The following is a 14,672-nucleotide window of genomic DNA, read 5'->3' as shown; positions in this document are numbered from 1 at the left end:
ACGTGGACCTCGGCGGCCGGCCGGTGCTGCGCGACGTACGCCTGCACCTCGAACCGGGGGAGCTGGTCGGACTGCTCGGCCCCAACGGAGCCGGCAAGACCACCCTGCTCCGTACCGTCCTGGCGTTGGTCCGCGCCAGGGGCGGCCAGGTGCTGGTGGAGGGGAAGCGGTCCCGGCCCGGACGCGCGGGGATCGGGTACGTGCCGCAGCGCCACGAGTTCACCTGGGACTTCCCGATCTCCGTCGAGCAGGCGGTGCTGACCGGCCGGACGGGCCGGATCGGCCTGCTCCGCCGCCCCGGCCTCGCCGACTGGCGGGCCGTCGGCGAGGCGCTCGACCGGGTGCAACTCGCCGGTCTGCGTCGGCGCCCGGTCGGCGAGCTTTCCGGTGGGCAGCGGCAACGTGTCCTGGTGGCCAGGGCACTGGCGCTGGCGCCGCGCATCCTGCTGCTCGACGAGCCGTTCACCGGGCTGGACATGCCGACCCAGGAACTGCTCGGCGACCTCTTCGCCAGCCTCGCCGCCGAGGGCCGGGCGGTGCTGATGACCACCCACGACCTGGTCGCGGCGATGGAGTCCTGCACCCGGCTGGTCCTGCTCAACCGCACGGTCATCGCCGACGGGCGACCCGACGAACTCCAGGACGTCGAGGTGTGGATGCGTACCTTCGGGGTCAGCGAGACCTCTCCGCTGTTGAAACTCGTTAGGGCGGCCTAGTGTCCATCACCGACTTCATCACCGACCTGCTCAATCCTGACCTCGCCTTCCTGCCGAAGGCGCTGGCCATCGCGGTGATGTCCAGCGTCGTCTGCGGCGTCGTCGGCTGCTATGTCGTACTCCGGGGGATGGCCTTCATCGGCGACGCCGTCGCGCACGCGGTCTTCCCCGGCCTCGCGGTCGCCTTCGTCCTGCAGGGCAGCCTGGTCCTCGGCGGCGCCGTCGCCGGGATAGCGACCGCCCTGTTGATCGCGATCTTCGCGCAGAACCGGCGGCTCAAGGAGGACTCCCTGATCGGCGTCTTCCTGGTCGCCGCCTTCGCCCTCGGCATCGTGATCATCTCGCAGGCACCCGGGTACGCCGGCTCGCTGCAACAGTTCCTCTTCGGCTCGATCACCGGCATCCCGGACCGGGACCTCTACCTGGTCGGCGGCACCGGCCTGGTCATCCTGGGGCTGGTGTTCGCGCTGCACAAGGAGTTCGTCGCGGTCTGCCTGGACCGGGAGATGGCCCGGTCCATGGGCATGTCGGTCTTCTGGCTCGACATCGTCCTCTACGTGCTGGTGACCCTGGCCGTGGTGATCTCGTTGCAGACCATCGGCAACATTCTCGTGCTGGCCCTGCTGATCACCCCTGCGGCGGCGGCCCGGCTGCTCACCGACCGGCTCGGCGTGATGATGCTGCTCGCCCCCGTGATCGGCGGCACGTCCGCACTGGTCGGGCTCTACCTGTCCTGGAGCTACGACACCCCGGTCGGCGGCACGATCGTGCTGGTCGCCACCGCCGTCTTCCTCGCCGCCTGGCTCTTCGCCCCGAGGCACGGCCTGCTCACCCGGCGCTGGCGCCGGCCCGCAGCGGCCGAGGACTCCGACACCACGGGACCGGACGACCACGCCGACCTTCCGAACCAGAGCGTGGCGGCCACGAGCTAGCCGGCGCACCGGGGCGAACCGGACCGTGGCGGCCACGAGCTAGGCCGATCCGCATCCGGTTCCCCCGAGACCGTCGCACCAAAGGGCGAGCCGGGACCGTGGTGGTCAGGACCCCGCAGGTACGCCGAAGGTGAACCGGACGGTGGTGGTCAGGACCAGGTCGCCGCCGGTCGGGGCCAGCACCCGGGACGCGTCGGCGAGCGCGGCGGGCAGCCGGTCGGCCGGGACGCGTTCCAGCAGTGCGCGGGCGCCGTGCGACCAGGCCCACGCCGTCCAGTGGTCGACGTCGCGGAACCGGCTCTCGAACGGCACCTCGTCGACCGTGACCTGTTCGAAGCCGGCGGCATCGAGTAGTGCGGCGACCGACTCGGCCGAGCCGAACAACCGCTCCTGGTCGGCCGTCGGTGGCCGACGGTGCTCCTCGGGCAGGTGCTGCGCCAACGCGCGCAGCGCCTCGTTGAAGCGGGGATCGTGGGCGGCGAAGGTGGTGAAGCCGAGCCGCCCGCCGGGGCGGAGCAGGCGCCGGTAGGCGTGCAGCGCGTCGAGGGGTGCGGGGAGCATGAAGACCACCAGTCCGGCGAGTACCGCGTCGAAGTCGGCCGCAGGCAGTGGCGGGGCCTCGGCGTCGGCGACCTCGACCCGTACCTGGGTCAGCCCGGCGGCGGCCACGTCGGCCCGGGCCAGCTCGACCATCGTCGGGGCCAGGTCGATGCCGACGACGCCGCCGGTCGGTCCGACGGCGTGGGCGGCCGGCAGCAGGACGGCACCCCGTCCGCAGCCCACGTCGAGCACCCGCTCACCCGGGCGGAGGTGGGCCCGGCGCACCAGCTCCCGTGCCATCGGGCCGAAGAAGTCCACCCCGACTCGGTCGTAGGCCGGCGCGCCACGGTCGAACACCCCGGCCAGCTCCTGTTTCGTCCGGGCCGCCCGGTCCTCGTCGGTGCCATCGTCCACGTCGGGTCTCCTCACAGGGGTTGTCGCCAGCAGGGAAGTGCTCGCCGGGCGGGCGGTGTCCGGGTCAGCCGTGCGGGGTGGCCAGCACGACGTCCAGCTCACCGACGCTTGCGGTGAAGCTGGCCTCGGCCAGCTCGTCGAGCAGCTCCGTCGCGGATATCACGTGCCACGGATACGCCACGACGACCTCGCGTTCGACGTTGCCGTCCTGGCCGAGGGTGCGGTAACTCATTGTCCACGTGACGGTGTCGGCCCCGTCCGGCCGGGCTTCGCCGCCGCCCTGGTAGGTACGGCCGCCGATGGTGATGCTCGCGAAGGGTGTCGGCGGGATGGTGGTCACCTCGGCCGGCGGTTGCAGGTTCACGATCAGCGGCGCGGCGGGCGCCAGCCGCTCGCGCAGGTCGGCCCAGAGGGTCCGGCGTTGCGCCGGGTCGAGGTGGCCGAGCATGTTCATCGCGAGTACCCCGCCCAGCCGGGCCGGGGGTGACCAGTCCTGGATACCGGCGGCGACCACCGTCACGTTCGGGCGCAGCGTCTCGCTGTCGGCCAGCCGGGACAGCAGCACCGCGCGGAGGATCGGGGACGGCTCCACCGCGACGATCTCGGCGGTCGGCAGCGTCTCCGCCACGAGCAGGGTGCCCAGCCCGGACCCGGCGCCGATGTCGAGGATCGGTCCCTGGGCGGGAACGGCCCGGCGCAGTGCCGCGACGACCGGCGGCCGGAACGCGCGCCAGGCATCCCGACTGAACACGTCGATGAACTCACCGGATTCCGCGTAGAGGTCGACCGTCATTGGGTGTCCGCCTTCCTGTCGACAGTGCCGGGACGACACCGGAAGCGTCTCGGCAGCCGTGGTCTGTGCACCCACGGCTGCCGAGATGGGTCTCTTCCGGATGGTTGTCAGGTTCCTCAGATGGCGGTCAGGGTCAGCGTCGCGACGTACTGACCGGCAGCGGTGTCGGTCGGCAGTTCCAGGTTCAGCCCGGCACCGAGCTGGGCGGTGCCCCGGCCGTCACCGGCCGGTGCGCTGCCGAGCACACTGCTCGCGGCCAGGCCGTTCCCGGCGGTGAAGCCGGGCGCGACGGTCGGGCCGGCGACGACGCCCTGCCCCTGGGCCTGGGCCAGCACGCTCGGCGTCCAGCCGAGGTACTTGCCACCGACCCGGGACTGCTCGGCGGTGAAGTCACCGAGCTGTCCGGCGACGTTCCAGCCGGGCGAGCCCGGCCGGGTGTCGGTCACCGTGACCGGGCGCAGTTCACCGTTGCTCTGCCACCGGTCACCGCCCGGGGAGAGTGCCGCCGCCGGCAGGTTCACCGTACGGTCGTCGGGGTCGACGCTGACCACCAGCGAGCCCTGCGCCCCGACGGTCACCTTGATCGTCTGCGACGCCGCCGGAGTGCCGGCGTCCTCGACGTTCAGGGTCACCGGGGCGCTCTCGGCCGCCAGTACGTGGTCGTCCCCGTAGAGGCGGGCCAGGTACTGGCAGTTGTCCAACTGCGCCGTAGCGGTGAACGAGTACGCCGCGGACACCTCGCTCGGGATCTCGGTGAACTCCGCCGCCCCGGGGCACCTGCTGAACCAGTGGTAGTGGTCCAGTTCGGTGACCGGATTCTGCACGGCGGTCAGGTTGACCGTCGCACCCGGGGCGTAACCGGACTGCAGGCCCTGCACGGAAAGCTCGACCTCCGGGTCCGGCTCCGGCAGGTCACCGACCACGAAGTGGTACGGCACCGGGCCGGTGGAGATCGGCGTTCCGTCGGCCAGCGTGGCGTCGGCCTGGAAGGTCAACGTGTAGCTGCCCAGGGCACTGAAGACCCAGTTGGCGTGGGCGTGGGTGCTGATCGGCACGTCGATCGCGTCCGGCAGTCCGTCGTCGCTGCGGAACTTGATCAGCGGCTGACCGACCGGATCGGTCATGAAGACGGACACCCGGCCCGGACCGGCCACCTCGACCAGACTCAACCGCACCTTGTTGCCCTGGAACACACCGGATCGCAACGTGGTGGTGTTCCAGCCCGGCCACAGGAGATTCGGATCCTGCGTCATCGGCAGCATCCAGATCGTCGAGCCCGCCGGCCCGAGGAAGGCGTACGCCGGTGCAGCCGGCACCTGCACCGCCGCCTCCGGCAGGACCTGGAAGATCACGTCGGCCGGATCCCGGGTCACTGATGGCGAGACAGTGTCGTCGTGCACCTTGAGTACGAGTTCTCCGTCCTCGTAGTGCACGTCGACCGCGTCGGTGTGGCCGGTCGACAGCACGACCTTGTCCTGCGCCAGTGCCGGGGTGGCACCGGGCAGGAGCAGCGCGCCGAGGCAAGCGACGGCGGCACCGGCGGCTGTGGCAAGGCGTCTGGAATTTCTCGTCGTCATTCCTCCCCCCACTTCTATCAAATGAAAACGGATGTCAGGTTCGCGGGGAAGTTAGCACGCCCCCGGAAGCATGTCGAGCGGGCGACCGGCCACCCCGGAGGGTCCGGGCGGCCGACCGTGCCCGACCCTTGACAGCATACTGAAAATGGTTACCGTTTGCTTTGCCGTGGTGCGGTGCCGCGGCGTGAGGAGGATTCGCATGCGAACCAGGATGACCGCATTGACCGGCATTACTGCGGCGATCACGGCCGGCCTGCTGGTCGGGGCCGTGCCCGCCCAGGCGGCCGTCGTGAAGCTGTCCCAGGGGCACGTCGACGCGGTGGACGTGGCCTTCGAGGACGGTGAGTTCGAGATCTCCGTCCACGACGAGACCGTGGACCCCGACGTGGAGCGCGACCCGGCCGACGTGATCTTCGTCGCCAAGCCGGAGGCGGCGGTGACCGTGCCGGACGACCCGGCGTACGCGTTCCTCGGCGCACCGGGCGCGACCGTCCACATCCTGCCCGAGGTCCAGGACGAGAACCTGCTCTGGGCCGGCCTGGCCACCGAGGAGCTGGAGTCCGGCGTCTTCGTCGGCGACAGCGTCCGGATCCGGTTCACCCGGGTGAACGGTCCCGACGGGTTCAGCATCTTCGTCAACGACCCGGTCGGCGCGCCCGACGTGCTGGTCGACAGCGAGGACGGCCTGCCCGACGTGATCACCCGGCCGGTCGGCGACCACATGCACCTCAACTGGGCGTTCGAGCGGGCCGGCACCTACCGGATCAAGGTCGACGTCACCGGCAAGCTGGCCGGGACGGGGGAGCGCGTGACCTCCGACCCGGTGTGGCTCACCTTCAAGGTCAAGAGCTGAGCCCCGTTCCGTCCCTGCGTCCCGCAACTGGAGAAACGATGAGACTCGTCCATCGGACGCTGGCCCTGGTGGCGGCCACGACCGCCGCCGTCCTCGGCCTGACCGCCACCCCGGCGGCGGCGGCCACCATCGAGACCGGTCACCTCGACGTCCTCGATGTCGACTACGCCGCCGGAGCCCTCACCCTCGACATCAGGGCGTTCAGCCCCGCCAACGACGACCTGTCGCCGGTGGGTACGACGCTGCGACTGAAGTCGAGCTCGGCCATCGCGGTGCCGAGCGGATCCGCCTGGAACTGCCTCGGCGCCGCCGGGTCGACCGCCTACGTCGCCCCGCAGGCCGAGAACCCCAACCTGATCTGGCCCGGTTGGAACACCGAGGACGTGCCGGCGGCCCAGGGGCCGGTACGGATGGAACTGGTCGGCGTGTCCTCGGTGCCGGCCGGCGGGCGGTTCGCCCTCTACACCACCAACTCCTTCGGTACGCCGACCTTCCGGCTCAACTCCAACAGCGCCGCCGGCTGCCCGATCTCCGTCTGGCCCGGCAACATCAGCGCCGGCGTGCATGCCCACGGCAACTGGGCGTTCTCGGCGCTGGGCACCTACACCCTCTCGTTCCGGGCCACCGCGCAGGGCGGCACCGGAGTTGCCAGTCCGACCGTCAGCTACACGTTCCGGGTCGGCTAAGGACAGCGTCGTCCTGCGACCGCGCCCCCGACAAGCCCGTTCCGGGCGGTCGGGGGTGCGGCCCAACGCGCTCTCCATCCGCGCGAAAGGCATACCCGCGCGGCCATCGGGACGGGATGTGGGGGCTGGACGGGCGGATGGTGATCAGGCAAGGTAGGAATCGCGGTTAGTACATTCACCGACACCGACGGTGATGCTTCCGACCATTGAGGAGTCCGCATGTCCCTCGACGTACCCACCGCACTGCTGGAGCGGGCCGAGGCCGGCCCGGTCGACGACGCCGAGTTCGTCGCCTGCGTACGCGACTCGCTGCCCTACGCCTGGGCAGTCGTCAGCGAGGTCGCCGGCGACCTCGACCGCGACGGCGGGGAATTCGCCGACCACGCGGTGCCCCCGCCGAGCGAGGCCGAACGGGGCCAACTGCTGCGGGCACTGGCCAGCGACGCGATCCGTGCGGCGCTGGAGCGCCACTTCGGGGTGAAGCTGGCCTTCCAGAACTGCCACCGGGTCGCCGCGTTCACACCGTCCGCCGTGGACGGTGACCGCTACCGTGCCTTCATCTCGACGCGGGGACAACTGCTCAACCAGTCACCCGAGCTGCGTGACTGCTGACTCGCCGGTCGACGCGCGGCCGGCCCGGCCGCGCGTCGACCTGTTCCTGCTCGCCGGGACGTTTCCCGGCGCCGACCACACCGCCACCCTCGGGCACGCCGTGGACTACGCCGTCGCCGCCGAGACCGCCGGGTTCGACGGCGTCTGGCTCGCCGAGCACCACTTCATCTCGTACGGCGTCTGCCCCTCGGCCACGACGCTCGCCGGCTTCCTGCTCGGCCGCACCAGCCGGCTCCGGGTCGGCACCGCGGCGGCGATCCTGCCCAACCGCCATCCGGTCGCGCTCGCCGAGGAGGCGGCGCTGCTCGACGCCGTCTCCGGCGGCCGGTTCGACCTCGGCGTGGCGCGCGGCGGACCCTGGGTCGACCTGGAGGTCTTCGGCACCGGCCTGGACCGCCACACCACCGGCTTCCCGGAGTCGCTGGACCTGCTCCTCGACGCACTCTCCGGACGGCCGACCGTCGCCGGGAACGGTCCGGTGCACCGGTTCCGGCCGGTCGCCGTGGTGCCCCGGCCGGCCCGGCCGCTGCCGGTGTGGTTGGCCGCCACCTCGGCACCGACCGTGGAACTCGCCGCCAGCCGAGGGCTTCCGCTGCTGCTCGGCATGCACGTCGACGACGACGCCAAGGCCGCCACCCTCGACCGTTACGCGCGGACCGCCACGGCCGCCGGCACGCGGCGCGAGGCGCCCGGCGCCGGCCCGGACACAACGGCGGCCGAGCACGTCAGCGCGCACCTGGCGTACGTCGCCGACACCGTCGCCGAGGCCGAGAAGGAGGTGCGCGACACGCTGCCCGGCTGGCTCGCCCGCACCCGCGAGTACGTCCGCATCGACGGCAGTCCACCCGCGCACCGCGACCTGGACGCCTACCTCGAGCACCTGCTCGCGATCCATCCGGTCGGTCCGCCCGACCGCTGTGTGTCGCGGCTGACCGGCACCCTCGCGGTCACCGGCGCCCGGCGGCTGATGCTCGCCGTCGAGGCCGCCGGGCACCCCGACCGGACGCTGGAGACCATCCGGCGACTCGGCACCGAGGTCCTGCCGCACCTGACCGTGCCCGGCTGAGGATCCGGTCCGGTCGGAGCCCCGCCGTGGCTGTTCCGGGCGGTCCGAGGGAGTACCACTTTCGGAGGGTATTCGTCCCACGTCGTGGCGGCTTTGTGGAAACGACTACCAAGTCCGCTAAGGTGTGGCCGGAACCGCAGTAAACGTACCCATTCTCGGAGGATCGGCCGTGAAGATCGCTTTTGTCGGTAAGGGTGGTAGCGGAAAGACGACGCTCGCCGCCCTGTTCGCCCGCCACCTCGCGGCGCACGCGCCGGCCGGTACCCCGCTGCTGGCGATCGACGCGGACATCAACCAGCACCTGGCGGTGGCGCTCGGTGCCGGCGAGGACGAGGCGATCACGCTGCCCGCGCTGGGTGACCACCTGACCGAGATCAAGGAGTACCTGCGCGGCACGAACCCGCGGATCTCCTCGGCCGCGGCGATGGTCAAGACCACCCCGCCCGGTCGCGGCTCCCGGTTGCTGCGCGTCGCCGAGACCAACCCGCTCTACGACACCCTGGTACGCGAGGTCGGCGGCGTCCGGCTCGCGGTGACCGGCCCGTTCACGACCGAGGATCTCGGGGTGGCCTGCTACCACTCCAAGGTCGGTGCGGTGGAACTGATCCTCAACCACCTGGTCGACGGCCCCGGCGAGTACGCGGTGGTGGACATGACCGCCGGTGCCGACTCGTTCGCCTCCGGCCTGTTCACCCGGTTCGACGCCACCTTCCTGGTCTGTGAGCCGACCCAGCGCAGCGTCGGCGTCTACCGGCAGTACGTCGGCTACGCCGCCGACTACGGTGTCCGGGTGCACGTGGTCGGCAACAAGGTCGAGGACGCCTCCGACGTCGAGTTCCTGCGGGAGCACGTCGGCGACGACCTGCTCACCTGGCTCGGCCGCTCCGGCTACGTCAAGGAGGCCGAGCGGGGCACGCCGCGCCCGATCGACACGCTCGAACCGGCGAACCAGGCGGCGCTGGAGACGATGCGCGGCGCCGTGGACGCGGCGGAGCAGGACTGGGCCACGTACACCCGGCAGGCGGTGCACTTCCACCTCCGCAACGCCACCGCCTGGGCCAACGACCGCACCGGCGAGGACCTTGCAGCACAGGTCGATCCGGACTTCGTCCTCGGACCCGAGGCACTCCGTCCTCCGCTGCTCCAACAGGCCTGAGCTTCGGCGACGATCGGGCGGCGGGCGGCAACGAGCGCCGGCCGCCCGATCGGACGACCCGCCGTCCGGCCGGGACCGAGAGGCTGCCGGCTCGCCCGGGCGGGGCGGTGACCGCGGGCCTGTGCGGCCGTCAGTGCTCGTCGTAGTGGCCCTCGTGGGCGGCGTGCCGGTGCCCGTCGTGCACGTAGTCGAGATGGTCGCCGTGCAGCACCGGCGAGTGGCCACAGCCGCCGCCGTGCACGTGGTCGTGCTCTTCCGCCATGACGTGCGTACCGGAGACGCACTCGTCGTAGTGGTCGTCGTGGCGGCGGTGCACGTGCCCGTCGTGCAGATAGTCCACGTGCCCGTCGTGTGGCACCCCGACGTGGCCGCAGTGCTCGCCGTGTTCGTGGTCGTGCCGTTCCGACCGGGCGTGGTCGGCCTGGTCGCACTCGTCGTAGTGCCCGTCGTGGGCGTGGTGCCGGTGTCCGTCGTGCAGGAAGTCGACGTGGCCGGCATGTTCGGTCGCGGTGTGCCCGCAGTCCGGCCCGTGGATGTGCGGATGCGGGCTGTGCGTCGCGTGCCTGGTGGACGCCGTCATGGCTTACCCCCCGTCTTGTCGGCCGTCGCTCGTTGCGCCTCCCGCCGGTGTCTCGCTCTGGGGCGTTCTGCCATCGAGCGGTTGCAGTGGCATCACGCTAACACCGACTAAGCGGTGTCTTTCGGGCTTTTGGTAGAGGTCGTCGTGGGCCGTTGTGAAATGAGGCTGGCACGCACCCGCACAAATCTTGGCAATCTCGGCTGGACAACGGGGCGCTCGACTATTTGATATCGGTTGTCCTTTCCAATAAACATGTCGAGCGGCGCATCTCGGCATCACGACGGCCCAGAGCCGTCGCTTCGTGAAGTGGAAGGCTCACCCATGCCCCCTGATGCCTCTGCCACCCGACGCAGACGCACGCTCGCGGAGGAAGTGGCGCTCGGAGCGCCGCTCCCGGTCCGCGGCAGAGTCGCCCCTCGGCTGCGCCGCTGCCGAATCGGTCGACAATTCGGGGTGCCGATGATCCGCATGTGGTCATCCCGGGACGAGGACTTCACGTCGTTCACGCTCGGACGTATCCACACCCACGCCAACTGGGCGTTCACCGCCCCCGGCAGGTACCGGCTGGCCGTGAAGGCGTCGGTATCGATCAACGGGGTCCGCCACACCGACCAGGCCACCTACACGTTCGACGTGAGCGACACCCTTCCCACCGCCGAGGCGACATCGGTATCCCTGCGGTCCAGTGCGTCCGCCATCGTCGTCGGCAACCCGGTCGTCCTCGACACCTCGGTGACGCCGAAGACGGCGCCCGGCTGGGTGGAGTTCTCCGACGTCTCGGGTGACGGGGTGAAAAGCCTTGGGCACACGCCGGTGGCTAACGGAACCGCGTCGCTCGAAGTGTCGGATCTCGCGTTGGGAGAGCGCCAGATCGTCGCCCGCTACGTGCCTGCGGTCGTGAACCACCACCGAGCTTCCGAGTCACCGCCCCTCGCCCTGCGTGTCCCTGAAGAAGAAGGCGGCTACGTCTTCGGTATCCGGGCGAACCAGGAGACGTACCAGCCGGGCGACCGGATCGAGCTGCGAGTCGTCGGTGTCACTCCCGAGCCCGGACAGACGTTCATGTGGCGGATCTGGACGGCGAACCGACCGGACAGCCACAACCTGCTGCACGCTCTCGGGCAGTCGCCCAGCTCGGTCACGCTCGGGGCGAGCCAGGGACTCAACGGCGCGCGGATCCAGGTGGCGCTGCTTCCGGCGGGAAGCGTGGCCCCGCTGGGCGCGATCATGAAGGACGAGATCATCCTCGATGTGGAGGGTATCGGGTCGTCGACCGGTGAACAGATCTCGCTGAGCGGCCTGAACGACCAGTACTATTTCGGCGACACGGCCGAGACCACCGCGCCCTGGCCGCTGGCGAGACCACCCGCTGAATGTACCGATCGCCGGCTGCTCCGTTGGGACAGAACAGGTGGCAGGCGGCCACCAACGTCCAGGGGTCCAACCCGTACGTCATCCCGACCACCGGTACGGGATTAACTGCGACGTCCAACCGGCACGGCGCGCTCGCTGACCGTCGTGAAACATCTGGGTGTCTGGTGCGGCGTCCACTGACGCCCACCGGATGCCCGATGGTGTCGTGGATTCTCACCGGTGGCGCCGCCGACCATCACGAGGTGTCTGGCGAGGCGGTCGCACTGGTCGATCGATTCGCACGCCGCCTAGGTTACGGCGGAGCCGGCCGGCTCGACGGTGCGATCGAGCTGGTCGGGCGCCCGCTGGCGGTCGGATCGGTCGTGCTAGCCTCCGAACGAAAGCGAGAATCACTTTCATGTAACTGGAGGACTTCGTTGTGTCGACGCAGCCACTTCGGGACAGGGTGGACAGCCCTGACCCGGTGGATGCCCGCGCCGCGCCACACCGTGGGATGCGACGTACGTCCGGGCCGGCGAAGCGGAGTCTGGTACTGCTCGTCAGTCTGCTGCTGAGCGCGCTGCTCGTTTCCGTGCCGGTGGTGATCGGTATCGGCGCGGCGGTCGTGCCGCCCGCGGACACGATCCGGTATCTCTGGGCGGGCCTGACCGCTGGCACCATCAGCGGCGACGACGTGACCCGCTACCAGATCGTCTGGCAGATCCGTACGCCTCGGGTGCTACTCGCGGCGCTGGTCGGTGCGGGCCTGGGCGTGGTCGGAGTCGCGGTGCAGTCGTTGGTGCGCAACGCGCTCGCCGATCCGTTCGTGCTCGGTGTCTCCTCGGGCGCGTCGGTCGGGGCGGTCGGTGTCACCGTTTCCGGCGGGCTCGCGTTCGCCGGTGTGTACGCGGTCTCCGCGGGTGCCTTCGTCGGTGCGCTCGTCGCCACCGCGCTGGTGTTCCTCGCCTCCTACAGCCGTGCCGGGCTCACGCCGCTGCGGCTGGTGTTGACCGGTGTGGTGATGTCGTTCGGCTTTCAGTCGGTCATGGCGATGATCGTCTACTTCTCGCCGGACAGCGAGGCGACGAGCACGTTGTTGTTCTGGTCGATGGGCGGCTTCGGTGCGGCGAGCTGGGGCGTACTGCCGCCGGTCGCCGTCGCGGTGCTCGCCGGAACACTCCTGCTGCACCACCGGAGCCGAATGCTCGACGTGATGACCTTCGGGGACGAGACGGCCGCCAGTCTCGGCGTCGACAGCACCCGGGCCCGTACCGGCCTGTTCGTCGTCACCTCGCTGGTCACCGGCGCGATGGTCGCGGTCAGCGGGGCGATCGCCTTCGTGGGTCTGGTGCTGCCGCACCTGGTCCGCATCCTGGTGGGCGCACCGCATGCCCGGGTCCTGGTCGTGACGCCGCTGGCCGGGGCGCTGTTCATGATCTGGGTCGATCTGCTCGCGCGAACCGTCGTCGCTCCCCGGGAGCTTCCGCTGGGCGTGATCACGGCACTGGTCGGGGTTCCGGCGTTCATCGCGCTGATGCGCCGGCGGGGTTACCTGTTCGGCGGCCGGTGACGATGGATCTGCGACTGGACGCCGTCACGGTCGCGGTCGACGGTCATCTGCTCGTCCGCGACCTGTCCTTGACCGTCGACCGGGGGCAGACGGTGGGGTTGGTCGGACCGAACGGGTCCGGCAAGTCCACCGCGCTGCGCTGTGTCTACCGGGCGTTACGGCCGAGCCGGGGCGTGGTGTGCGTCGGTGGCGACGACCTCGCCACCGTGCCGCGGCGGAGGAGCGCCCGATCGATCGCCGCGCTGACCCAGGACGGTGGTAGTGAACTCGACTTCACCGTCGCGGAGGTCGTCGCACTGGGCCGCGCACCGCACCTGCGCGGCAACCGGCCGCTCAGCGGCCGGGAACGGGAGCTGTGCGACCACGCCATGGAGCGGCTCGATGTCGCCCATCTCGCCGACCGGGGCGTCCTCAGCCTCTCCGGAGGCGAGCGTCAACGGGTGCTCGTCGCCCGGGCGCTGGTGCAGGAACCCGAGATCCTGGTCCTCGACGAACCGACCAACCATCTGGACATCCGACACCAGATCGAGCTGCTCTCCCTGCTCAAGGGCACCTCGCTGACCGTCCTGGTGGTTCTGCACGACCTGAACCTCGCCGCCGCGACATGTGACCGGATCGGCGTGCTCTCCGGCGGGCGGCTCGTCGCCGCCGGCACACCCGCGGAGGTCGTCACCGCCGACCTCGTGCGGGACGTCTTCGGAGTGGCCGCCACCGTCGTCACCCATCCCCTGACCGGCGACCCGCAACTGCTGTACTCCCTCGCTCCACCCCACACCACGTAGCCAAATTCGATCGAAAAGTGAGCGTATTGATGTCCATCCCTCACCGCCGCACCGCGACCATCCGCGGCACCGCAGCCAGCCTTGTCGTCGTCGCGCTCCTGTCCGGCTGCGGAGCCACCGTCGACGAGTCCGCCGCTCCCGAAGAGAAGGTGGTCGTGCAGCGCTGCGGCGAGGAGGTCCAATACACCACCCCTCGGCGGGCCGTCGTCTACGAGGGCGGCAGTGCCGACAAGATGTTCGCGCTCGGCCTCACCGACCATGTGCACGGGTACGTGATGCCGCCGGCCAATCCGCCGGTCACCGAGTCGCCGTGGGCACAGGAGTACGCGCAGGTGGAATTCCTCAGCGACGACCTGCTCAACCGGGAGCTGGTCGTGGACGCCAAGGCAGACTTCGTCGTCGCGGGCTGGAATTCCGGATTCAGCGACAAGCGGGGGATCACCCCGGAGATCCTCGACGGCCTCGGCATTCAGAGCTTCATGCACACCGAGTCGTGCTTCAACTATCCGGGCTTCCCGCAGCGGACGACCCCGTTCGACGGCCTCTACACCGACCTCGAACGCCTCGGCCGGATCTTCGGGGTCGAGGCACGGGCAACCGAGGTCGTCCAAGGACTGCGGCAGCGCGTCGAGGCGGTGCGGGCGCAGGCGGCCGGTACGGACCGGATGCCGGTGTTCCTGTACGACTCGGGCACCGACCAGCCCTTCACCGCCGGCCGTCAGGTACCGCCGACCGACATCATCTCGTTCGCCGGCGCCCGGAACATCTTCGAGCAGCTCGACGCACGCTGGACCCAGGTGAGCTGGGAAGCCGTCGTCCAGGGCCAACCGGAGATCATCGTCATCCTCGACTACGGCGACAAGCCAGCCCAGGAAAAGATCGACTTCCTGAAGACCTCCCCCACCACCAGGAACCTGCCCGCCGTGCTCGACAACCGGTTCTTCGTCCTCGACTACAACGAGGGAATCAGCGGACCCCGCAACGTCGACGGTCTGGAGAAGTTCGCTGGATACCTCCGAAACCTCCAGCGCTGACTGCCGAC

The 14,672-nt window shown here is 70.3% G+C and carries 15 protein-coding genes; 11 read left to right on the top strand and 4 right to left on the bottom strand.

The window, feature by feature from the left end:
- The first annotated feature begins 2 nt into the window (after nt 1-2).
- On the top strand, nt 3-716 hold the full coding sequence (locus tag ACN28C_RS33330; protein ID WP_422774898.1) for an anchored repeat-type ABC transporter ATP-binding subunit: 714 nt from the start codon (nt 3-5) through the stop codon (nt 714-716).
- On the top strand, nt 716-1,648 hold the full coding sequence (locus ACN28C_RS33325) for an anchored repeat-type ABC transporter permease subunit (RefSeq protein ID WP_422771443.1): 933 nt from the start codon (nt 716-718) through the stop codon (nt 1,646-1,648). Before ACN28C_RS33330 ends, ACN28C_RS33325 begins: the two co-directional genes overlap by 1 nt.
- 105 nt (nt 1,649-1,753) lie before the next feature.
- Here ACN28C_RS33325 and ACN28C_RS33320 read toward each other — a convergent pair whose 3' ends face one another.
- The 3 genes from ACN28C_RS33320 to ACN28C_RS33310 all read right to left on the bottom strand — a co-directional run bounded on the left by ACN28C_RS33320 (nt 1,754) and on the right by ACN28C_RS33310 (nt 4,972).
- Nucleotides 1,754-2,488, bottom strand: coding sequence for a class I SAM-dependent methyltransferase (locus ACN28C_RS33320; protein WP_422774897.1), 735 nt, complete (start codon nt 2,486-2,488; stop codon nt 1,754-1,756).
- 178 nt (nt 2,489-2,666) lie between these two features.
- Nucleotides 2,667-3,395: a class I SAM-dependent methyltransferase gene (locus tag ACN28C_RS33315; RefSeq protein ID WP_422771442.1), complete on the bottom strand. Its 729-nt coding sequence runs from the start codon at nt 3,393-3,395 to the stop codon at nt 2,667-2,669.
- A gap of 116 nt (nt 3,396-3,511) precedes the next feature.
- Complete coding sequence (locus ACN28C_RS33310; protein WP_422771441.1) at nt 3,512-4,972, bottom strand: choice-of-anchor M domain-containing protein; 1,461 nt, start codon at nt 4,970-4,972, stop codon at nt 3,512-3,514.
- Nucleotides 4,973-5,171: 199 nt separating this feature from the next.
- On the opposite strand from ACN28C_RS33310, the gene ACN28C_RS33305 reads away from it, so the two are divergent.
- From ACN28C_RS33305 to ACN28C_RS33285, 5 genes are all read left to right on the top strand, one after another.
- Nucleotides 5,172-5,825 (top strand): choice-of-anchor M domain-containing protein, encoded by a 654-nt coding sequence (locus tag ACN28C_RS33305; protein ID WP_422771440.1) that lies wholly within the window; start codon nt 5,172-5,174, stop codon nt 5,823-5,825.
- A 38-nt stretch (nt 5,826-5,863) separates the two neighbouring features.
- Nucleotides 5,864-6,511 (top strand): choice-of-anchor M domain-containing protein, encoded by a 648-nt coding sequence (locus ACN28C_RS33300; RefSeq protein WP_422771439.1) that lies wholly within the window; start codon nt 5,864-5,866, stop codon nt 6,509-6,511.
- Between the two features lie 219 nt (nt 6,512-6,730).
- A complete protein-coding gene (locus ACN28C_RS33295) occupies nt 6,731-7,123 on the top strand; it encodes an SCO5389 family protein (protein ID WP_422771438.1) in 393 nt (130 codons plus the stop codon).
- Entirely contained in the window at nt 7,113-8,189 is a 1,077-nt protein-coding gene (locus ACN28C_RS33290) for an LLM class flavin-dependent oxidoreductase (RefSeq protein WP_422771437.1), read from the top strand. Before ACN28C_RS33295 ends, ACN28C_RS33290 begins: the two co-directional genes overlap by 11 nt.
- Before the next feature lie 169 nt (nt 8,190-8,358).
- A complete protein-coding gene (locus ACN28C_RS33285) occupies nt 8,359-9,345 on the top strand; it encodes an ATP-binding protein (RefSeq protein WP_422771436.1) in 987 nt (328 codons plus the stop codon).
- A gap of 130 nt (nt 9,346-9,475) precedes the next feature.
- Here ACN28C_RS33285 and ACN28C_RS33280 read toward each other — a convergent pair whose 3' ends face one another.
- Complete coding sequence (locus tag ACN28C_RS33280) at nt 9,476-9,925, bottom strand: hypothetical protein (RefSeq protein WP_422771435.1); 450 nt, start codon at nt 9,923-9,925, stop codon at nt 9,476-9,478.
- Nucleotides 9,926-10,177: 252 nt separating this feature from the next.
- On the opposite strand from ACN28C_RS33280, the gene ACN28C_RS33275 reads away from it, so the two are divergent.
- The 4 genes from ACN28C_RS33275 to ACN28C_RS33260 all read left to right on the top strand — a co-directional run bounded on the left by ACN28C_RS33275 (nt 10,178) and on the right by ACN28C_RS33260 (nt 14,664).
- Nucleotides 10,178-11,404 carry a TIGR03769 domain-containing protein gene (locus tag ACN28C_RS33275; protein WP_422771434.1) on the top strand — a complete coding sequence of 409 codons (1,227 nt, stop codon included), beginning with the start codon at nt 10,178-10,180 and terminating at the stop codon, nt 11,402-11,404.
- Nucleotides 11,405-11,792: 388 nt separating this feature from the next.
- Entirely contained in the window at nt 11,793-12,848 is a 1,056-nt protein-coding gene (locus tag ACN28C_RS33270) for a FecCD family ABC transporter permease (protein WP_422771433.1), read from the top strand.
- Nucleotides 12,849-12,850: 2 nt separating this feature from the next.
- On the top strand, nt 12,851-13,630 hold the full coding sequence (locus tag ACN28C_RS33265; protein ID WP_422771432.1) for an ABC transporter ATP-binding protein: 780 nt from the start codon (nt 12,851-12,853) through the stop codon (nt 13,628-13,630).
- 29 nt (nt 13,631-13,659) lie between these two features.
- On the top strand, nt 13,660-14,664 hold the full coding sequence (locus ACN28C_RS33260; RefSeq protein WP_422771431.1) for an ABC transporter substrate-binding protein: 1,005 nt from the start codon (nt 13,660-13,662) through the stop codon (nt 14,662-14,664).
- The last annotated feature ends 8 nt before the right edge of the window (nt 14,665-14,672 follow it).

The sequence above is a fragment of the Plantactinospora sp. WMMC1484 genome (genome assembly GCF_049315195.1).
In the GTDB taxonomy this organism is placed as follows: Bacteria; Actinomycetota; Actinomycetes; order Mycobacteriales; family Micromonosporaceae; genus Plantactinospora.
This window is presented reverse-complemented; position numbering and strand designations above follow the sequence as displayed.